We start from the raw sequence: 20,070 nt of genomic DNA on the forward strand, positions 1-20,070 counted from the left end.
CGGCGCTGACACACCGAAAGTTAACCAACGATGATCCGTCGTGGGGTTCGTGGTGCGGTTCGCCTGGGAATACCACCAGCAGACCGGTACTCCGGCCAACCGGGGTCGCGGGGACCGGCATGCCGCGGGTGACGCAGGGTCATCCGCTCTGGAGGCCTAGTGGTCAGTACAAAGAGCCGCCGGACACCAGACCGGCGCACGTACGTTCTCGACACCAGCGTGCTCCTGGCGGACCCTCTCGCCATGACCCGTTTCGAGGAGCACGAGGTCGTCCTCCCCGTGGTGGTGGTCACGGAGTTGGAGGCCAAGCGGCACCATCCGGAGCTGGGCTACTTCGCCCGCCAGGCGCTGAGGCTGCTGGACGACTTCCGGGTGCGCTTCGGCCGCCTCGACGAGCCGATCCCGGTCGGCGAGGTGGGCGGCAGCATCAGGGTCGAGCTCAACCATTCCGACACCTCGGTGCTCCCGGCCGGCTACCGCCTCGGCGGCGGCGAGGCCGACACCCGGATCCTCGCGGTCGCGCGGAACCTCCAGGCCGAGGGGTACGACGTCACCGTCGTCTCCAAGGACCTCCCGATGCGGATCAAGGCCAGCGCGGTCGGCCTGCTCGCGGAGGAGTACCGGGCGGAGCTGGCGATCACCTCCGGCTGGACCGGAATGTCCGAACTGCAGGTCTCCGGCGACCAGGTGGACGCGCTGTTCGGCGCCGGCCACGACGTCGCGGTGGACGTGGAGGGGGCGGAGGAGCTCCCGGTGCACACCGGTCTGGTGCTCACCTCGGAGCGCGGCCGGGCCCTCGGCCGGGTCACCCAGGACGGCCGGGTCCGGCTGGTCCGGGGCGACCGGGAGGCGTTCGGACTGCGCGGCCGGAGCGCCGAGCAGCGGGTCGCCCTCGACCTGCTGCTCGACCAGGAGGTCGGGATCGTCTCGATGGGCGGCCGGGCGGGTACCGGAAAGTCCGCGCTGGCGCTGTGCGCCGGCCTGGAGGCGGTGCTGGAGCGGCAGCAGCACCGGAAGGTGATGGTCTTCCGGCCGCTCTACGCGGTCGGCGGGCAGGAGTTGGGCTATCTGCCCGGTTCCGAGTCGGAGAAGATGAGCCCCTGGGCGCAGGCGGTCTTCGACACCCTCTCCGCCGTCACCACCCCGGCCGTGATCGAGGAGGTGATCTCCCGCGGGATGCTGGAGGTCCTCCCGCTCACCCACATCCGGGGCCGGTCGCTGCACGACGCCTTCGTGATCGTGGACGAGGCGCAGTCGCTGGAGCGGAACGTACTGCTCACCGTGCTGTCCCGGATCGGCTCCGGTTCGCGGGTGGTGCTCACCCACGACGTCGCCCAGCGCGACAACCTGAGGGTGGGCCGGTACGACGGCGTGGTCGCGGTGGTGGAGAAGCTGAAGGGGCACCCGCTGTTCGCCCACATCACGCTGACCCGCTCGGAGCGGTCGCCGATCGCGGCCCTGGTGACGGAGCTGCTCGAGGACGTACAGCCCTAGGTCGACCCCGGTCATAACAGGGCAGAACCGGACAGCGGGACCTGGTACGAAGTATCAGGTCCCGCTGTTGTCACCACATCTGACGGTCCTTCGTCTCCGACTCGGGCAAACGTGCTGGTCGCGAAGTCTGTGAGATGCGCCACGCAACCGGGAATTGCGTTGACCCGTCCCCGTGCGGCATGGTGAGGGTTCTGTCAGGCCCCGCGTACGGCACATATCACCCGACAACTCCGGTTGGCGGGCGGAAAACTGAACAAGGATGAGCCGTACGCCGCCCGAACGAAACGCCGATCCGGCACCCGCCGGTCCGGTGCCGGGCCCGCGTCTCCCGTGACCAGTACCACCAAGGAGACCAGCGACAAGGGGCATGTTGCGCCCCAGCGGTCACGTGCACGGGGCGACGCCGGAAGGAAACCATGTGACTCGGATCTCGGTCCGGGGCGTTGCTGTCGCCTCAGCCACCGCCGTCACCGCCGTAGGTGCCGTCGTGGGTGTGGCCTCGGGCAGCGAGGGCACGCAGACCCAGACGGTCGACGTCGCGGGAGCCACCCTGCTCCAGGACGTCCCGACGGGTGCCCAGGCGCAGGCTGTCAGCGACAACTTCAGCCGCCAGGCGACCGCGCAGCAGGTTTCGGCCGACGCCGCAGCCAAGAAGGCCGCCGAGGAGGCCGCGCGCCAGAAGGCCGCCGCCGACGCGCAGGCCAAGGCCGACGCCGAGAAGGCCGCGAAGGCCGCCGAGGCGAAGCGCAAGTCCGACGAGGAGGCCGCGAACCGCGCCAAGGCGCGCTCCGTGATGGCCGCCGTCAGCCCGGGCTCGGTCCAGGAGATGGCGCTCCAGATCGTCGGCGACCAGGCGCAGTTCCAGTGCTTCAGCCAGATCGTGAAGCGCGAGAGCGGCTGGGACTACACCGCGAGCAACCCCAGCTCCGGCGCGTACGGCCTGGTCCAGGCGCTGCCCGGTTCCAAGATGGCCTCGGCCGGCGCGGACTGGCGGACCAACCCGCAGACGCAGATCAAGTGGGGCCTGAACTACATGAACAGCCGCTACGGCTCGCCCTGTGGCGCCTGGTCGTTCTGGCAGTCCCACCACTGGTACTAGACACACCGTCAGACCACGAACGGCCCCGATCCCTGCTGGGATCGGGGCCGTTGTCGTACGCCGGGCCCACGGGGCGGGCCGCGCCGCCCGGGCCGGCTGACCAGTGTGCCTCGGGCGGTGCGGTCCTGGTGCGGACGCGACACCCGGAGTGGGTCCTGGAGCTCCGAGCCCGCCGGTCCGCGGACAGTTGGTCCTGTAAACGGGCACCTCCCCACTATTCGCTGACCCGAAACGTAGTGGTCTGTGACGTTTTGTCGGATTCCGGCTGCGGAACTGCCGGGTGCTGCCCCGCCCCCGCCCGGTAGCGTCGTCCCCGGACGGTCGTGGCGGGGCCCACGGCGTGAACGGGGAACGGTGGTCGACGGTGGCACAGGGCTGGTGGATATCCCGGGCGGCGGTCCGCTTGGGCAGCGCACTGCAGCAGCGGGCGGCCGCGGCGGCGGTGCCGCAGGACGAGGAGCCGCGCGAGGACCTGGGCGAGGACTCGGCCGGGCAGCCGGAGGGGGGCGGTCGGCTGCCGACGCCCCGTGAGCCGGAACCGGTGGTGGCCGAGCTCAGGTCCGAACCGGTCCGCGAGTATCACGCACCGCGCCCGGCCACCCCGGCCGAGGCGGTGCCGTGGGGGCTGCGGGTGGCCGCCGAGTCGACCTGGCGGCTGCTGCTGCTGGCCGGTGCGCTCTACCTGCTGTTCCGGGTGGTCGACATGCTGCGGCTGGTCGCCTTCGCGGTGCTGGCGGCGCTGCTGATCTCCGCGCTGCTGGAACCGACAGTCTCCTGGCTGCGCCGGCGCGGGGTGCCGCGCTCACTGGCGGCGGCGGGCACCTTCCTGAGCGGGGTCGCCGGGATCGGACTGGTCGGCTGGTTCGTGGTCTGGCAGGTGACCACCAACCTGCACTCGGTCACCGACCAGGTCCAGGCCGGGGTCGAGCGGATCAGGGACTGGCTGGTCACCGGCCCGTTCCACCTGACGGAGCAGCAGATCACCGACTTCGCCAAGCAGATCTCCACCGCGATCGGCACCAACTCGGAGCAGATCACCTCGGCCGGCTTCACCGGCGTGACCATCGCGGTCGAGGTGCTGACCGGCGTGGTGCTGACCGCCTTCACCACGTTCTTCCTGCTGTACGACGGCGCCCGGATCTGGGGCTGGATGCTCGGCATGCTGCCGCGCCAGTCCCGCTACGCGATGGCGGGTGCGGGGCCGAAGGCCTGGGCGACCCTGACCGCGTACGTGCGCGGCACCGTCTGCGTGGCCTTCATCGACGCGCTCTGCATCGGGATCGGCATCCAGCTGCTCGGGGTGCAGCTCGCGCTGCCGCTGGCGGTGATCGTCTTCCTCGGGGCCTTCGTGCCGCTGGTCGGCGCCCTGGTGACCGGGACCATCGCGGTGCTGATCGCGCTGGTGACGCAGGGGCCGTTCACCGCGCTGATGGTGATGGTCGTGCTGGTCGCGGTGCAGCAGATCGAGGGGCACCTGCTCCAGCCGCTGATCCTGGGCCGGGCGGTCCGGGTGCACCCGCTGGCCGTGGTGCTCGGGGTCGCGGCGGGCACCATCGTCGGGGGGATCGGCGGCGCGATCGTCTCGGTCCCGCTGATCGCCGTCACCAACACCGTGGTGGTCCACCTGCGTCGGCGGGCCGCTGCGGGCCAGCAGGTCTTCGAGGCGCTGGAAGCCGCACGGGTCAACGGCGCCTGACCGGCGACGACCAAGGGCCCTGTTCGATCCGCAGATCGAACAGGGCCCTTGGGTCGTCACCGACCGATACCGCGTCAGAGTGCGGCGAGCACGGCCTCGGAGTCGAGGGTGGCCGCGACGGCCTGCACCACGGCGGCGATCTTGACGGAGGCCTGGATGACCTCGCGCTCGACGCCCGCCTTGCGGAGCACGGCCTCGTGCGAGTCGAGGCACTGGCCGCAGCCGTTGATCGCGGAGACCGCGAAGCACCACAGCTCGAAGTCGGCCTTCTCCACGCCCGGGGTGCCGATGATGTTCATCCGCAGACCGGCCCGCATCCCGCTGTACTCCTTGTCGGAGAGCAGGTGGGTGGTCCGGTAGTAGACGTTGTTCATGCCCATGATGGCGGCGGCGCCCTTGGCGGCGGTGTACGCCTCCGGGCTCAGCTCGGCCTTGGCGACGGGCTCCAGCTCGCGCAGTACGGCCGGCGAGCGGGTCGCCATCGCGCAGGCGAGCACGGTGCCCCAGAGCTGCTGGGCCGGCAGCTCCGAGTTGCCTATGACCGCGCTCAGGTTGAGCTTGAGGTCCTTGGCGTAGTCCGGCAGGGCGGCCTTGAGCTCGTCCAGTGCCATGGGTCAGCCCGCCAGCAGGGTCTGGGCGTCGAGGGTGTCCTCGCCCTTGGTCCAGTTGCAGGGGCAGAGCTCGTCGGTCTGCAGCGCGTCGAGGACCCGGAGGACCTCCTTGGGGTTACGGCCGACGGAGCCGGCGGTCACCATGACGAACTGGATCTCGTTGTTCGGGTCGACGATGAAGACCGCGCGCTGGGCGGTGCCGTCCGCGCCCTCGACGCCGCAGGCCCGCATCAGGTCGTGCTTGACGTCGGCGAGCATCGGGAAGGGCAGGTCGCGCAGGTCCTTGTGGTCCTTGCGCCAGGCGTGGTGCACGAACTCGGAGTCGCCGGAGACGCCGAGGATCTGGGCGTCCCGGTCGGCGAACTCCTCGTTCAGCTTGCCGAACGCGGCGATCTCGGTCGGGCAGACGAAGGTGAAGTCCATCGGCCAGAAGAAGACGATCTTCCACTTGCCCTCGTAGGACTTGTGGTTGATCTCGGCGAAGGCGCTCGCGGCGTCCAGGTCCACACAGGCGTTGAGTTCGAACTCCGGGAACTTGTCACCGATCGTCAGCACGTTCGCTTCTCCAGGCTTGGAATCTGAGGAAAAATGTCCGGTATGCGGACAACATCAACAGTCGCACACCGGAACTGATAGCGGAAATCGTTAGACTCGATCCATCTGATCGGAGAGAGTTATCAATACCGTGAACCCGAAGCCCCGGACCCCGACCATCGCCCAGCTGAAGGCCTTCCTGGCGGTCGCCGAGCACCGGCACTTCCGCGAGGCCGCCGCAGCGGGCGGTACCAGCCAGCCCGCGCTCTCCGGTGCGGTCGCCGCGCTGGAGGAGGTGCTCGGGGCGCAGCTGGTCGAGCGTACGACGCGGCGGGTCATCATCACTCCCCTGGGGGAGCGGGTCGCCGAACACGCGCGCCGGGTGCTCTCCTCGCTGCACGCCCTCACCGAGGAGGTCGAGGCGGCCCGCCGCCCGTTCACCGGGCCGCTGCACCTCGGGGTGATCCCGACCGTGGCGCCGTACCTGCTGCCGACCGTGCTCCGGCTGGTCCGGAGCAGTTACCCCGAGCTCGAGCTGCACGTGCACGAGGAGCGGACGCCGGCGCTGCTGGACGGGCTGGCCGCCGGACGGCTGGACGTGCTGCTGCTCGCGCTGCCCTCCGGCGGATCCGCGCCGACCAGGGACATCCCGCTGTTCGACGAGGACTTCGTGCTGGTCACGCCGCCCGAGCACGAGCTGGCCGGGCGGATCGACGTGCCCAGGGACGTGCTGCTCGACCTGGACGTGCTGCTGCTGGAGGAGGGGCACTGCCTGCGCGACCAGGCGCTCGACCTCTGCCGGGAGGTCGGCGCCGACGGCTCCAGCGGCTCCACCCGGGCCGCCGGGCTCTCCACCCTGGTCCAGCTGGTGGCCGGCGGGCTCGGGGTCACCCTGCTGCCGGCCACCGCCCTGGACGTCGAGGCGGGCCGGACCGACCGGCTGGCCTCGGTCCGGTTCGCCGATCCGGCGCCGGGCCGCCGGATCGGTCTGGCCACCCGTCCCGGCTCGGCCCGCACCCCCGAGTACGAACGGTTCGCGGCCGCGCTGCGCGAGGTGCTGGTGGAGCTGCCGGTGCGGATCGTCCCGTGATGCACGGTTCGTCGTCCCGTCGCCCGAGGTTCTCCGCGAGTTGCCGGTCAGGACCGGGTCGTGACGGGTAATGACTTTTTAGGCTGACCGCAGTGATCGGGGAGGGGTGGGCGTATGTACGTCTCCAGGCTCGAAGTGGAGAACCTGCGCGGCTTCCGGGGAAGCAGGAACGTCGATCTCGACCTGACCCGGCCGGACGGTTCGCACGCCGGCTGGACGGTGCTGGCCGGGCCGAACGGCGCGGGCAAGACCACGCTGCTGGCCGCCCTGGCCGCCGCACTCGGAGCCGAGACCGACCCCGAGGGCTGGCTGGCCCCGGGGGAGGACGAGGGCGGGGTCCGGCTGGACGGTGCGCACTGGCGGGTGACCAGGACCGAGGAGGGCGTCACCGGGCGGCGGAACGGAGTGCTCGGCTTCTGGGCCAGTTACGACGCCCGGCGCGAACCCGCGGACGGTGTCGGCTGGTTGGTCGGTCAGCAGCTGCTCGCGCTGGAGCGCCAGCCGGGTGCGGTCGAGCTGGTCGCCGGGGTGCGGGCGCTGCTGGACGACGGGCTGCTGCCGGCCGGGTACCGGATCGGCCGGATCGACAGCGACGGGCTCCAGGTGGCCTGCGGTGGAGCGGAGTTCCCGCTCGGCGGCGGCCTGGCCGCCGGTGTCGGGCTGGTGCTCGACCTGCTGGCCAGAGTCCACCAGGCCCACCCGGAGCAGGAGTTGGTGATCGACGGGGCGCCGCCGTGCGTACCGGTGCCCGGAGTGGTGCTGATCGACGAGGCCGAGGCCCACCTGCACCTGGACTGGCAGCAGCGGCTGGGCGAGTGGCTGGTCGGGCACTTCCCCCACCTGCAGTTCATCGTCAGCACCCACAGCCCCTACGTCTGCCAGTCGGCCGACCCGGGCGGGCTGGTCCGACTGCCCGGCCCCGGCGAGGAGTCGGCCCCGTACGTGCTGGACGAGGACCTGCACCAGCGGATCGTCTACGGCAGCGGGGACGACGCCGCGCTGACCGAGCTGTTCGGGCTGCCGAGCGTCTACTCGCCGCAGGCCGAGGCCGAGCGGCGGCTGCTGATCGCGCTGGAGCGCAAGCTGTACGCCGGCCACGCCTCCAGCGCCGAGGTGGCCGAGTACCGGGAGCTGGGCGCCCGGCTGAACGCCTCGCTGGCGGCCCGGGTGGACGAGGCCAGGGACAGACTGGGCGGTGGGCGATGATCCCGCTGCAACGGCCGCCGCTGACCGAGCAGTTGGAGGCCGAGCTGACCCGGCGGACGGAGGCGATCCGGCGGGCCGGGCCGACCACCGCGACCGGCCGGGCGGCCTGGCGGACGGCCCGCGAGCCGAAGGCCAGGCTGCGCACCCTGCTGCACCGGATGACGCCCGGGCTGCTGCGCTGCATGTACTGCGGCGACAACCTGGGCACCGACATCGACCACTTCGAGCCGATCGCCCGGGCGCCGCTGCGCACCTTCGACTGGCACAACCACCTGCTGGCCTGCGCCTACTGCAACTCCAACCAGAAGCGCGACCGCTTCCCGCTCGACCCGGTCAGCGGGGCCGCGCTGCTGATAGACCCGGCCACCGAGGACCCGGCCGACCACCTGCTGCTCTACCTGGAGTCCGGCTCCTACCAGGGGCTGACCGCCAAGGGGCACGCCACCATCGACGTCTTCGCCCTCAACTCCCGGGCCGAGCTGGTGCGCGGGCGCCGGCTGGCGTTCACCGTGGTCAAGGCGCTGCTCCGGGACTGGCACACCCGCACCGCCACCGGCGACCACGCCACGGCGGCCGAGATCGCCGACGCGGTCGACCTGCTCTGGCAGGCCGACGTGGTCCGCGCGGTGTACCGGCTGGCGGACAACCCCCCGCTGGCCGAGGCGGTGCTCGGCACCGAGGCGCTGGCGGCACTCACCGCGCTGGCGGCGCCTGCGGGTTGAGCCGGTCGCCCGGGGGCAGCCGCTGCTCGAACCAGACCACCTTCCCCGCTCCGAGCCGGGTGGCGCCCCAGCGCTCAGCGCACCGGGCCACTATCTGCAGCCCCCGGCCCCGCTCGTCGTCGGGGCGGGCCCGGCGGGCGCGGGGGAGCAGCGCGCTGTCGTCGCCGACCTCGCAGCGGAGCACCGAGGTGCGCACCAGCCGCAGCGTCACCGGCCGGGTGGCGTGCTGGATCGCGTTGGTGACCAGCTCACTGACCATCAGCTCGGTGTTCTCCGCCAGCGTCTCCAGGCCCCACCGGCGGAGCGCGTGGCCGACCAGCCGCCGGGCCCGCCCGGGGGTCTCGTGCCGCGGCTGGAGGTACCAGTACGCCACGTCCTCGGCCGGGATGCCGTCGAAGGCGGCGGCCAGCAGGGCGACGTCGTCGGCGCGGTCGCCGGGCGGCAGGATCCGCAGGGCCTCGGTGCAGAGGTGCTCGGGGGAGTGCGGACGGGTGCCGCCCAGCCGGGTGCGGAGCAGCTCCAGGCCGGTGGTGAGGGAGCGCCGCCGGGACTCCACCAGCCCGTCGGTGAACAGCAGCAGGGCCGATCCCGGCGGCGCGGGCAGCTCCACCGAGGTGAAGTCCACCCCGCCGACCCCGATCGGGGCGCCGGGCGGCAGCTCCAGCAGCTCGGCCCGTCCGTCCGGGCTGATCAGCACCGGCGGTACGTGGCCGGCGTTGGCGAGCACCACCCGGTTCGCGATCGGGTCGTAGACGGCGTACACGCAGGTGGCCAAGTGCTGCTCCCGGCCCAGGCGCTGGGCCTGCTCGTCGAGGTGGTAGAGCACCTCGTGCGGGGGCAGGTCGAGCGCGGCCAGGGTCTGCGCACTGGTGCGGAGCTGGCCCATGATGGCGGCCGAGGTGAGCGAGTGCCCCATCACGTCGCCGACGATCAGGGCGACCCGGTTGCCGGGCAGCGGGACCGAGTCGTACCAGTCGCCGCCGACCTGGGCGCCGCGCTCGCACGGCAGGTAGCGGTGCGCCAGCCGGACGCCGTGCCGCTGCGGGAGGTGGGTGGGCAGCATGCTGCGCTGGAGCTCGTCGGCGATCTCCCACTCGCGGGAGTAGCGCAGCGCGGTGTCCACGGCGAGACCGGCCTGGGTGGCCAGGTGGGCGGCGGTGGCGGTGTCGGTGGCGTCGAAGGCCATCGCGGCGTCGTAGGCGGAGGTCAGGGCGAAGGCGTCCTCGGTGTGCCGGGCGTCGCCGAACGGGGTGTGCGCGGGGGCGGCCTGGCCGCTCTTGCCGGGGCGCCGGATCAGCAGCAGCAGGCCGAGCACCGCCTTGCGGCCGCGCAGCGGCAGCGCCAGCAGCGCCGTCCCGGTGGCCAGCCGGCCGAGCGTGCGGGCGCCGTAGAGCTCTTCCAACAGCGGGCGGAGCCGGGCGGCGGACGGCGTCCCGAGGACCACCGGGCCGGTCGGGAACTGCTGGTTGAGCGCCCGGGCCACCGGGCCGCCGGGCCGCAGCCGCTGGGTCCTGGCCCGGCGGCCGAGCCGGGTGCCGTGCCGGTGCTGGATGGTCAGCGCGGTCGGGCTGCCCGGGTCCCGCTCGATGTCGGGCAGCGGCTCGCGCAGGTGCACCACGGCGGCGTCGGCCAGCGCCGGGACCAGCACCTTGCCGAGGTTGCGCAGGGTGGCGGCCAGGTCGAGCGAGCTGTTGATCCGCCGGGTGGCGCCGTCCAGGTACGCCAGCCGCTCGGCCGTACGGGCGCGCCCGCCCGGCAGCGGCGGCGGACGGCGCTGGGGCGGGACGGCGGGAAGCTGCCCCGTACGGGGCTCGGGAAGGTCGCGCACGGGCTGCCGTTCTGCGAGTTCTGCGGAGGGGACGGGCCGGGGGGACCGAGGAGCCGTCAGTCGACCCGTCGACAGCGGAGGAACAGCTGCTCCTCCGGGGGCAGGGCGGTGCTCGCGGGTGCGTACGGGTGGCCGGAGTGCGCCTCGACCGCGAATCCGGCCCGGTGCAGGATCAGCTCCAGCTCCTCGCGCAGATAGCCGCTGATTCTTATCTCGCGGCCGAGGAAGGGCAGCGGCGTGTCGTCGAGGTCCGCCTCGACCATCCCGAGCGCGAGCAGCCCGCCAGGCCGGAGCAGCGCCCGGATCCGCCCGAGCACCTCCGGGATCTCGGCCTGCGGCAGCAGGATCAGCGAGAAGAACGCCGTCGCGGCGGCGTACCGGCCGACCGCTGCGGGCCCCAACTCCGGTACGCCCCAGGCCCGTACGGCACGCTCGGTGGCCAGGTCGTACATGTCGATCCGGTGGTGCTCGGCGGTCGGCACGGTCTGCCGGGCGAGCTGCAGCATGCCGTCCGAGAGGTCGATCGCGGTCACCCGCAGGCCGCCGTCGGTGAGCTGGCGGGCGGTCGGATCACCCGTGCCGCAGCCGACGTCCAGCACCTGGGCGCCCGGCTCCAGCGCGGTGAGCAGCCATTCGCCGCAGGCCAGTTGGCCGGCCTTGTCCGGAAACGCCTCCAGGTAGCGGGCGCCGATGGTGTCGAAGGCCACCGCCTGGAGCGCGCGCTCGGTGCGGCGGCGGCACTCGTGGTCGGCGTGGGAGGGCCCGTGGCCCTGGGCGGGATCGGATATCTGTCCGGTCGTCACGATTGAGAGGCACCTTTCCACCCTGGCCGCCACCCGCCGGTGACCGGGCTGCCTCCTGTCGGCGCCGTCCACCGTGCGTGACGGTCCGTCACGCTCCCGCGTCACTCTGTGCTGCGCCGCTGCCCTGCCTGTTGCTCCGCTCCACTTGCCGGCGCGCCGTCAATACGTCGCTGGCCTCCGAGAATAGGCGCGATCAACCGACCGTAGGGTCCTTTTCAGGCCAACTCGTGGTTGTTGGGATGAATTTGGCCGGGATGGCGGGAGCATTCCGGGGCGGCCGGGGGTGGTGCGGAACCGCGCCCCGCGCCGCGTGGCGCGCCGGGGTGGCCCGCGCTGAGCTGCACCGATGCCCGCCGTTCCGGCGTTTATCGGATGTCAATCGGCGGCTGCCACAGTAGTGACCAGCGCCGGGGAAGCGTCGAGGCGCCGCCGCAGCCGGGGGGCTGCGGGGGCGCCGACGCGCCGAGGGGGTACCTGTCGGGGGACGGGTTACGGCGCGGGGGGTGCGGCGGGCTCGGTGTGCTGTTGCTGCTCTATGAGGTCCTGCACGGGGAGGACCTCGGGCACACCGAGCCGCGTGAACACGGCGAGCGCCTCCTGGAGACAGGCCAGCCCACGCGCCGGCTGACCAAGCTTCAGGAGCGCCTCACCGAGCGCCGCGTTGGCGAGGCCCTGGCAGTAGGCGGCATCCAGCTCCTGCGCGATGGCCAGCGACTCGTCGGCCGCTTCGGCCGCTTCGGCGTACTGGCCGTCGGCGAGCAGGCAGGGCGCGAGCCGGGCGAGGGAGTAGCCCTCCCAGAGGCGGTGCTGCTGCGACTGGTAGAGCCGGTGGGCTTCGCGCAACTGGGTGGCAGCCTCCCCGGGGAGACCGGTGGACCTCAGGACGACGCCGAGTTGGTACAGCGTGTCGGCCAGGCAGGGGACGTTGCCCGAGATCCGGGCGGCAGCCACCGCCTCCCGGGCGGACCGCACGGCGGGTTCGTGCTGGCCGAGGTCGAGGTGGGACCGGGCGATGTTGCCGAGCAGGCGGGCCTGACTCACGGCGGTGTCGAGACTGAGGCTGATCGAGTGGGCCTGCTCGAAGAACGGGAGGGCTTCGGCCGACCGGTCCGAGAGACTGAGCACGATCGCCAGCAGGTTGGCCACCGAGAGACGCAGGGTCCGGTCGTCCGGGCTGAGCAGTTCCAGGCTCTGCCGGAGCACGACCTCCGCGTTCTGGTACTCCCCGGACATGTGCTGGAGGAAGCCCAGGGCGAATCCGATCCGGGCCAGCGCCGCCGAGTCCGCATGGGGCCGGGCGTTGACGTCGGCGGTGTGCAGCGCGACCCGGATGCGCTGACCATGGGTCGGGTCCTCGACCAGGCTGTTCAGCATGATGAGCAGGTCGACGGCAGGCCGGAGCAGCTCCAGCGGCTCCTGGACGGCGGCCTCGATGCTGCTGAGGAGCACGGCGACCTCGGACCGCAGCCAGCTGCCGGCGGCCGTGCTGTCCGGCAGCGTCAGCCCGGTGGCGACCGGCTGGTGCATGGTTTCGAGCAGCACGTCGTCCGGCTCGATCGCCCGGGCCGCGTTCCGCATGCTGGCCAGCAGCTGGTCCAACAGCCGCAGCAGGGAGGTTCGTTGCCCGTCGGTGTCCTTGAGCTTCTCGTTCTGCCGCTGCGCGAAGAGCCTGAGCAGGTCGTGATAGCGGTAGCGGCCGGGAGTGAAGCACTCCAGCATGTTGGCCTCGACCAGCGCTTCGGCCAGCGCTTCGGCCCGCTCCTCGGTGGTGCCGAGCAGGGCGGCCGCCGCGTCGAGCGGCAGGTCCGGCGAGTCGATCAGTGAGAACAGCCGGAAGGCCCGGGCCTCGTCGGCCGAGAGCTGGCCGTAGCCGAGACCGATGGTGGTCTCCACGGCCAGGTTGCCGAGTTGCAGTTCGTGCAGCCGCCGCCGCTGGTCCGCTAAGCGCCGCGCGAGGTCCGAGACGCTCCAGCGCGGACGACTGGCCAGCCGGGCGGCGGCGATCCGGACCGCGAGCGGCAGGAACCCACAGGCCGTCACCACGGCCAGGGCCGCCTCGGGTTCGGCGGCGACCCGCTGCTCGCCGACGATTGCCGAGAACAGCGTGAGCGCCTCCTCCGGTGTCAGCTCCTCGACGTCGACCAGGTGCGCGCCGGGCAACTCGGCGAGCCGGGAGCGGCTGGTGATCAGCACCGCGCTGCCCGAGACACCGGGGATCAGCGGGAGCAACTGCCGAGCGTCCTTGGCGTTGTCCAGCAGGATGAGCATCCGGCGGTCCGCCAGCAGCGAGCGGTAGAGCGCGGCGCGCTGTTCCAGGGTGTCCGGTGTCTCCGGCGCGCCGAGCGCGTACAGGAAGTCGCCCAGGACGACCGCCGGATCGGCCGGAGAGGCGCTCGGCCCCCGAAGATCGACGTACAGCTGCCCGTCCGGGAACTCGGCGCGGATGCTGTGGGCCAGATGCACCGCCAGGGTGGTCTTGCCGACGCCTCCGATGCCGGCCAGCGAGGTGACCACCACAGCTTGGCCGGATCCGCTGCGCAGCACGTCGCGCAATTCGGTCACCAGCTCGGTTCGGCCGCTGAAATCCGAGACGTCGGCCGGGAGTTGAGCGGGCGGAACGAAGGCTGCCGCCTCCTCAGGGGTGCTCGCCCTGGAGGAGGTCGGAGCGGGCATCAGGGTCGGATCGGCGGCCAGGATCCGGGAGTGCATGGCGGCCAGTCCGGCACCGGGCTCGACCCCGAGCTCCTCGATCAGCAGCTTCCGGGTGTCGGAGTAGACGCCGAGGGCCTCGGCCTGTCGGCCGCAGCGGTAGAGCGCGAGCATCAGGAGTTCGCGCAACTGCTCGCGCAGCGGGTGTTCCGCCGAGAGCGAGCTCAGCTCGGTCACCGTCTCGGCGTGCAGACCGATCTCGAGCGCCGCCGCGCAGCGCTCCTCCCCGGCCGTGATCTGACGCTCCGCCAGCCGGACCCGGTAGGCGTCGGCGTGCGGGCCGGGAATGCCGGCCAGCGGGCGCCCGCTCCAGAGCGAGAGCGCGGAGGTCAGCAGCCGGTGGGTCTCGTGGTAGTCACCGCTCGCCTTGGCCGTCGCCGCGCTGGCGAACTCGCGCTCGAAGACCGAGAGGTCGAGCGACTCCGACGGGATCCGCAGCGCGTACCCGTCACTCACCGAGACCAGGAGTTCGGCGGGGGCACGTGTTTCACGGTTGGGCTCGATCAATGCGCGTAGCCGGGAGACGTACGTGCGCAGCGCGGCCACCGCCTGCGGTGGGGGGCGGTCTCCCCACAGGCCGTCCACCAGGTCCTGGGTGGTGACCGGGCGGCCGCGGTTGAGCAGTAGTGCGATCAGGACGGCCTGTTGCTGTGGTGAGCCGAGTGCGAGCTGCTGCTCTCCGCGCCACGCCTGCACGGGGCCGAGCACCTGGAAGCGCAGTGGGTGTTGCCCCTGTAGCTCCATGAGAGATCCCCCGATGATGGCCAAGATGAGGCGCCAGCTTATGAGGAAGCCGGCAAACGTTGGAGAAGCAGACGGGCCCCGTGGTGTTTATAAGACATTTAGTGGGGCCTACGATACTGGGCCTGCGCCCTGACCCGTCCGTCCGGGCTGACACAAAATCTCATTACCCGAAAGGCGGCGTCATGGCCGACACCGAGACCACCACCGAGACCCCGGCCGAGACCCAGCCGGTGGCCGAGGTCGCACCTGTCGAGCAGACCCCCACCACCGTGGACCCGGAGGCACAGCTTCTCGAGGTCCTCGACGGCCTGGCCACCGACGAGTCGGCGACCGGGGCTGTCCCGCCGGTCGAGGAGCCGAAGAAGGACGGGGACTACGAGCCCCTCGGCGTGGTCACCAACCGCCCGTAGCAGCAGGTGTCCCCACCGAGTGCCCCCGGGTGATCCCGGGGGCATCCGGCATTTCTGACGGTTACTCCGCCGACCGCACCCGCAGGCTGGTGATCAGCGGGCCGTCGGTGACCTCGGCGAAGAAGTCGTTGCCCTTGTCGTCGACCACGATGAAGGCCGGGAAGTCCTCGACCTCGATCCGCCAGACCGCCTCCATGCCGAGCTCGGCGTACTCCAGCACCTCGACCTTGCGGATGCAGTCCTGCGCCAGCCGCGCCGCCGGTCCGCCGATCGAGCCGAGGTAGAAGCCGCCGTGCTCGGCGCACGCCTTGGTGACCTGCTTCGACCGGTTGCCCTTGGCGAGCATCACCATCGAGCCGCCCGCGGCCTGGAACTGGTCGACGTAACTGTCCATCCGCCCGGCCGTGGTGGGGCCGAACGAACCCGAGGCGAAGCCCTCCGGGGTCTTGGCCGGGCCGGCGTAGTAGACCGGGTGGTCCTTCAGGTACTGGGGCATGCCCTCGCCCGCGTCCAGCCGCTCCTTGATCTTCGCGTGCGCGATGTCGCGCGCCACCACCAGCGTGCCGGTGAGCGAAAGCCGGGTCTTCACCGGGTACTTGGCGAGCTCGGCGCGGATCTCGGACATCGGCTGGTTCAGGTCGATCCGCACCACGTCGTCGTCGAGGTGCTCGTCCGTGGTGTCCGGCAGGTACTTCGCCGGGTCGGTCTCCAGCTGCTCCAGGAAGACGCCGTCCGCGGTGATCTTGCCCAGCGCCTGCCGGTCGGCCGAGCAGGAGACGGCCATCGCGACCGGCAGCGAGGCGCCGTGGCGGGGCAGCCGGATCACCCGGACGTCGTGGCAGAAGTACTTGCCGCCGAACTGGGCGCCGATGCCGATCTTCTGGGTCAGCTCGGTGACCTTGGCCTCCAGCTCCAGGTCGCGGAAGCCGTGCCCGGTGGCCGCGTCGCCGCTGGTGGGCAGCTCGTCCAGGTAGTGCGCCGAGGCGTACTTGGCGGTCTTCAGCGCGAACTCGGCGCTGGTGCCGCCGACCACGATCGCCAGGTGGTACGGCGGGCAGGCCGCGGTGCCGAGTGAACGGATCTTCTGCTCAAGGAAGTTGAGCATCGAGTCCTCGTTCAGGATGGCCTTGGTCTCCTGGTAGAGGTACGACTTGTTGGCGCTGCCGCCGCCCTTGGCCATGAACAGGAACTTGTACGCGTCGCCGTCGGTCGCGTACAGCTCGATCTGGGCCGGGAGGTTGGAGCCGGTGTTCTTCTCGTCCCACATGGTGACCGGGGCCATCTGCGAGTACCGCAGGTTGAGCTTGGTGTACGCGTCGTACACGCCGCGCGCGATGGCGGCCTCGTCCCGGCCCTCGGTCAGCACGTTCTGGCCGCGCTTGCCCATCACGATCGCGGTGCCGGTGTCCTGGCACATCGGCAGGATGCCGCCGGCCGAGATGTTGACGTTCTTCAGCAGGTCCAGCGCGACGAAGCGGTCGTTCGGGCTGGCCTCCGGGTCGTCCAGGATCCGGCGGAGCTGGGCCAGGTGCGCGGGGCGGAGGTAGTGCGAGATGTCGTGCATCGCCTCGGCGGTGAGCAGCCGCAGGGCCTCGGGCTCGACCTGGAGGAAGCGGCGGCCGCCCGCCTCGATGACACTGACGCCCTCGGAGGTCAGCTTGCGGTACGGGGTGGTGTCCGGACCGAGGGGGAGGAGGTCGGAGTAGGCGAACTCTGGCGTGGGAGCCATGCGTGGAGGTCCTTAACTGATTCCGGCTGCGTCGACGAAGCACCTTCAAGACTAGGTCCCGCCCGGACGCCCGGTGCGCGCAGGTGAACCTGCGTGACCGGGGTCACGCCGACTGTCGCCGAACTCTCGTTCGGCAGGGGGTCCGGTGGCTAGGCTGGCGCCGTGGACAACTCGCCGTCGCAGGACGATCAGCCGGGCCAGCCGCCCGTAGCCATGACCGAGTCCGGGCCCGTGCCGGACCTGACCAAGAAGCCGCTCGACACCGCCCCGGTGGCCGAGGCCGAGCTGCGCGCCTCGGACGCCGACCGGGAGCGGATCGCCGAGCTGCTGCGGGACGCGTACGCCGAGGGCCGGCTCACCGTCGAGGAGCACTCCGAGCGGATCGAAGCGGCCTACAACGCCCGCACGCTGGGCGAGTTGGTGCCGCTGACCAGGGACCTGCCCGCGCACCGGCCGATCTCCACCGAGAAGCCGGCCCCGCGGGCCCAGCCGGTCCCGCAGGCCCCGGCCCGGAGCGAGGCGCCGACCATGGTGGCGGTCTTCGGCGGCGCCAGCCGCAAGGGCCGCTGGCGGGTGGGCTCGCAGCTGCGCGCGGTGGCGGTGTTCGGCGGGGTGGAGATCGACCTCACCGACGCCGTGTTCGAGTCGCCCGAGGTGGAGATCGAGGTGTGGGCGGTCTTCGGCGGGGTCGACATCAAGGTGCCGGAGAACGTCTCGCTGCACGGCAGCGGGGTGGGGATCTTCGGCGGCTTCGACGTCAAGGAGCAGACCTCGGCCGATCCGTACGCCCCGGTGGTCCGGGTCAAGGGTGCGGCGGTCTTCGGCGGCTGCGAGGCGAGGCCGCGCCGGGGCAAGAAGCTCAAGGACTGGGTGCGCAAGCAGCTCGACGGCTGACGCCGGAGGGCTCACGGGGCGTCAACTTCCCGGCGGGCACCCGGTCCTGGGACGAGTGCAGGGTGTAGTCAGGTGCATGCGGTGTGCATGAACCCGGCGGCGGTGGGGTAGTTCCCACGCACATCGTTTCTTGTACGGCTGTGACCCCGGGGGCGGTTGAGACCGACGGACGCCGCGGGTGGGGTCGGTCACGGGGCAGCCGGGCAGGGAGCTTCCCCTGAGTCCTCTTGAGCCTCGTCAGGAGTAAGCCGTGCTGCATCCGATCGAGTCCAGCGCCCGTGTCGCCACCCAACCGGCGGCCCGCAGTACCACCGCACCGGTGGCGGCGCAGCGGCTCGACCAACGGGACGACAGTCCCTGGCACACCGGGGCCGCCTGCCGCCGGGACGAAGCCGGGCTGTTCTTCGCCCCGTCCAAGGAGCCCACCGCGGCCCGGCTCTCCCGGGAGGAGCACGCCAAGCAGGTGTGCGCCGGCTGCCCGGTGCTGCTGGAGTGCCGCGAGCACGCGCTCGCCCAGCCGGAGCCGTACGGCGTCTGGGGCGGCCTCACCGCGGCCGAGCGCCGGGTGGTGCTGGCCCGGCGCCGCCGCCGGGAGTCCGAGCTGCGGATACCGGCCGCCCGCCGGATAGCGGGCTGACGGTACGTGACCGGGCCCGGCGTACGCCGACCCGGTCACACACGTGCGGCCGGGCTCAGTTGGCCCGGTCGAAGTCGATCGCGCTGTACGCCCGCAGCTTGGAGAGCTTGTGGGTGGAGTGGATCTCCCGGATGGTGCCGCTCTTGGAGCGCATCACCAGCGAGCTGGTGGTGGCGGTCGCCTGGCGGTAGTGCACGCCGCGGAGCAGCTCGCCGTCGGTGATGCCGGTGGCGACGAAGAACACGTTCTCGCCGCTGACCAGGTCGTCGGTGGTGAGCACCCGGTCCAGGTCGTGCCCGGCGTCCAGCGCCTTCTGCCGCTCGGCGTCGTCCTTCGGCCACAGCCGGCCCTGGATCACGCCGCCCATGCACTTCATCGCGCAGGCCGCGATGATGCCCTCCGGCGTGCCGCCGATGCCCATCAGCAGGTCGACGCCGGTGCCCGCGCGGGCGGTCATGATCGCGCCCGCCACGTCGCCGTCGGAGATGAACTTGATCCGGGCGCCCGCCTCGCGGATCTCCCGGACCAGGCCGTCGTGGCGCGGCCGGTCGAGCACCATCACGGTGACGTCCTCGACCGAGCTGCCCTTGGCCTTGGCGACCCGGCGGATGTTCACGGCCGCGGGGGCGGTGATGTCGACGTAGTCGGCGGCCTCGGGGCCGCAGACCAGCTTGTCCATGTAGAAGACCGCGCTCGGGTCGAACATGGTGCCGCGGTCGGCGACGGCCAGCACCGCGACGGCGTTGGCCATGCCCTTGGCGGTCAGCGTGGTGCCGTCGACCGGGTCGACCGCGACGTCGCACTCGGCACCGGTGCCGTCGCCGACCCGCTCGCCGTTGTAGAGCATCGGGGCTTCGTCCTTCTCGCCCTCGCCGATGACGACCACGCCGTTCATCGACACGGTGGAGACGAGGGTGCGCATGGCCTTCACGGCCGCGCCGTCGGCGCCGTTCTTGTCACCCCGGCCGACCCACCGGCCGGCCGCCATGGCGGCGGCCTCGGTGACCCGGACGAGTTCGAGGGCGAGGTTCCGATCGGGGGCCTCCGGGGCCACGATCAGGGAGCTGGGGAAGTTGCTGTGCTGGGCGGTCATCGTCGATACCTCTCTGTACGCGACGGCCAGAGCGCCCGACAACTGCCAGGTCGAACGCCGTGATGAGGGTCCTGCGATCGTATCTGTCCACCGGATGACTGTCTGTGGCGCACCCCCGGCTGACCTCGGGCTCCGGCCACGACCGGCCGGATTCACCCCTCCGGGAGGACCCCGGTGACCCGGGCCGGAACGGGGATGGTCCACCATGAGGGAATGGCAGGGAACAGCAGCATGAGGGGTCGGCAGACGGTACGGGACATGGTCCTGTCGATGCTGGCGATCGGTGGCGTGGTCTTCGTCGGGTACCTGTTCATCCCGCACTCGGAGGGCTCGGGCATCAAGGCGGTCGACTACCGCTCGTCGGCGGCATCGGCGAAGCGCGCGGCGCCGTACCCGCTGCTGGCCCCGCAGGGCCTGTCCGAGAAGTGGAAGCCCACCTCGGTCGAGTACGACAAGGACAAGAAGCGGCCGAAGGCCTGGCACCTGGGGTTCCTGACCCCGGCCGGCCAGTACGCGGCGATCGAGCAGAGCACCGAGCCGCAGGACAAGGCGGTGGCCTTCGCGGTGGAGGGCGCCCAGCCGGCCGGCACCGCGACGATCGGCGGCCAGGAGTGGCAGCGCTACCAGGGCAAGTCGTACCGGGGCCTGGTGGTCTCGAGCGGCACCGGCACCACGGTGGTCACCGGCACCGCCGACTGGGAGGAGCTCACCGAGTTCGCCCAGTCGCTGAAGTAGCCGGTCCGCCGAGCAGGACGAACACGACGAAGCCCC

Annotated in this window: 17 protein-coding genes; 10 read left to right on the top strand and 7 right to left on the bottom strand. The window is 71.8% G+C overall.

The genetic code is table 11. The features are described 5' to 3' along the window. Positions 1–159: 159 nt before the first annotated feature. The 3 genes from phoH2 (at position 160) to ABT118_RS11210 (ending at position 4,289) form a co-directional block, all read left to right on the top strand. On the top strand, positions 160–1,494 hold the full coding sequence (gene phoH2, locus ABT118_RS11200; RefSeq protein WP_350659063.1) for an RNA 5'-3' helicase PhoH2: 1,335 nt from the start codon (positions 160–162) through the stop codon (positions 1,492–1,494). A gap of 418 nt (positions 1,495–1,912) precedes the next feature. After that, on the top strand, positions 1,913–2,593 hold the full coding sequence (locus tag ABT118_RS11205; RefSeq protein ID WP_502884522.1) for an aggregation-promoting factor C-terminal-like domain-containing protein: 681 nt from the start codon (positions 1,913–1,915) through the stop codon (positions 2,591–2,593). Between the two features lie 403 nt (positions 2,594–2,996). Continuing rightward, complete coding sequence (locus tag ABT118_RS11210; RefSeq protein ID WP_350659108.1) at positions 2,997–4,289, top strand: AI-2E family transporter; 1,293 nt, start codon at positions 2,997–2,999, stop codon at positions 4,287–4,289. 74 nt (positions 4,290–4,363) lie between these two features. Here ABT118_RS11210 and ABT118_RS11215 read toward each other — a convergent pair whose 3' ends face one another. Together ABT118_RS11215 and ABT118_RS11220 are read right to left on the bottom strand one after the other, a co-directional pair. After that, on the bottom strand, positions 4,364–4,900 hold the full coding sequence (locus ABT118_RS11215) for an alkyl hydroperoxide reductase (protein WP_350659117.1): 537 nt from the start codon (positions 4,898–4,900) through the stop codon (positions 4,364–4,366). 3 nt (positions 4,901–4,903) lie between these two features. Further along, positions 4,904–5,455: a peroxiredoxin gene (locus ABT118_RS11220; RefSeq protein ID WP_350659135.1), complete on the bottom strand. Its 552-nt coding sequence runs from the start codon at positions 5,453–5,455 to the stop codon at positions 4,904–4,906. Between the two features lie 130 nt (positions 5,456–5,585). On the opposite strand from ABT118_RS11220, the gene ABT118_RS11225 reads away from it, so the two are divergent. The 3 genes from ABT118_RS11225 (at position 5,586) to ABT118_RS11235 (ending at position 8,452) form a co-directional block, all read left to right on the top strand. Continuing rightward, positions 5,586–6,524, top strand: coding sequence for a LysR substrate-binding domain-containing protein (locus ABT118_RS11225; RefSeq protein WP_350659147.1), 939 nt, complete (start codon positions 5,586–5,588; stop codon positions 6,522–6,524). 114 nt (positions 6,525–6,638) lie between these two features. Next, complete coding sequence (locus ABT118_RS11230; RefSeq protein WP_350659158.1) at positions 6,639–7,730, top strand: AAA family ATPase; 1,092 nt, start codon at positions 6,639–6,641, stop codon at positions 7,728–7,730. Beyond that, positions 7,727–8,452, top strand: a complete 726-nt coding sequence (locus tag ABT118_RS11235) for an HNH endonuclease (protein ID WP_350659180.1) — start codon at positions 7,727–7,729, stop codon at positions 8,450–8,452. Before ABT118_RS11230 ends, ABT118_RS11235 begins: the two co-directional genes overlap by 4 nt. On the opposite strand, the gene ABT118_RS11240 is transcribed toward ABT118_RS11235, so the two are convergent. From ABT118_RS11240 to ABT118_RS11250, 3 genes are all read right to left on the bottom strand, one after another. Continuing rightward, positions 8,424–10,280 (bottom strand): SpoIIE family protein phosphatase, encoded by a 1,857-nt coding sequence (locus tag ABT118_RS11240; RefSeq protein WP_350659188.1) that lies wholly within the window; start codon positions 10,278–10,280, stop codon positions 8,424–8,426. The two genes, ABT118_RS11235 and ABT118_RS11240, sit on opposite strands and share 29 nt — an antisense overlap. Positions 10,281–10,336: 56 nt before the next feature. Continuing rightward, entirely contained in the window at positions 10,337–10,987 is a 651-nt protein-coding gene (locus tag ABT118_RS11245) for a class I SAM-dependent methyltransferase (protein ID WP_350665048.1), read from the bottom strand. 585 nt (positions 10,988–11,572) lie between these two features. Further along, a complete protein-coding gene (locus tag ABT118_RS11250; protein WP_350659201.1) occupies positions 11,573–14,536 on the bottom strand; it encodes an AfsR/SARP family transcriptional regulator in 2,964 nt (987 codons plus the stop codon). Between the two features lie 182 nt (positions 14,537–14,718). Between ABT118_RS11250 and ABT118_RS11255 the strand changes: the two genes are divergently transcribed. Continuing rightward, positions 14,719–14,946: a hypothetical protein gene (locus ABT118_RS11255; protein WP_350659207.1), complete on the top strand. Its 228-nt coding sequence runs from the start codon at positions 14,719–14,721 to the stop codon at positions 14,944–14,946. Between the two features lie 61 nt (positions 14,947–15,007). Here ABT118_RS11255 and ABT118_RS11260 read toward each other — a convergent pair whose 3' ends face one another. Next, a complete protein-coding gene (locus tag ABT118_RS11260) occupies positions 15,008–16,675 on the bottom strand; it encodes a fumarate hydratase (protein WP_350659226.1) in 1,668 nt (555 codons plus the stop codon). Positions 16,676–16,888: 213 nt separating this feature from the next. Between ABT118_RS11260 and ABT118_RS11265 the strand changes: the two genes are divergently transcribed. Together ABT118_RS11265 and ABT118_RS11270 are read left to right on the top strand one after the other, a co-directional pair. Further along, positions 16,889–17,569: a DUF1707 domain-containing protein gene (locus ABT118_RS11265; RefSeq protein ID WP_350665059.1), complete on the top strand. Its 681-nt coding sequence runs from the start codon at positions 16,889–16,891 to the stop codon at positions 17,567–17,569. Positions 17,570–17,819: 250 nt separating this feature from the next. After that, positions 17,820–18,206 (top strand): WhiB family transcriptional regulator, encoded by a 387-nt coding sequence (locus ABT118_RS11270; protein WP_350659237.1) that lies wholly within the window; start codon positions 17,820–17,822, stop codon positions 18,204–18,206. Positions 18,207–18,261: 55 nt separating this feature from the next. On the opposite strand, the gene glpX is transcribed toward ABT118_RS11270, so the two are convergent. Next, positions 18,262–19,299: a class II fructose-bisphosphatase gene (glpX, locus tag ABT118_RS11275; RefSeq protein WP_350659257.1), complete on the bottom strand. Its 1,038-nt coding sequence runs from the start codon at positions 19,297–19,299 to the stop codon at positions 18,262–18,264. A 231-nt stretch (positions 19,300–19,530) separates the two neighbouring features. On the opposite strand from glpX, the gene ABT118_RS11280 reads away from it, so the two are divergent. Then, the gene (locus tag ABT118_RS11280; RefSeq protein ID WP_350659266.1) at positions 19,531–20,034 is read left to right on the top strand and encodes a DUF4245 domain-containing protein; all 504 of its coding nucleotides are present in this window, start codon (positions 19,531–19,533) and stop codon (positions 20,032–20,034) included. Positions 20,035–20,070 lie beyond the last annotated feature (36 nt).

Source organism: Kitasatospora sp. NPDC002040, assembly GCF_040296785.1.
Taxonomy (GTDB): domain Bacteria; phylum Actinomycetota; class Actinomycetes; order Streptomycetales; family Streptomycetaceae; genus Kitasatospora.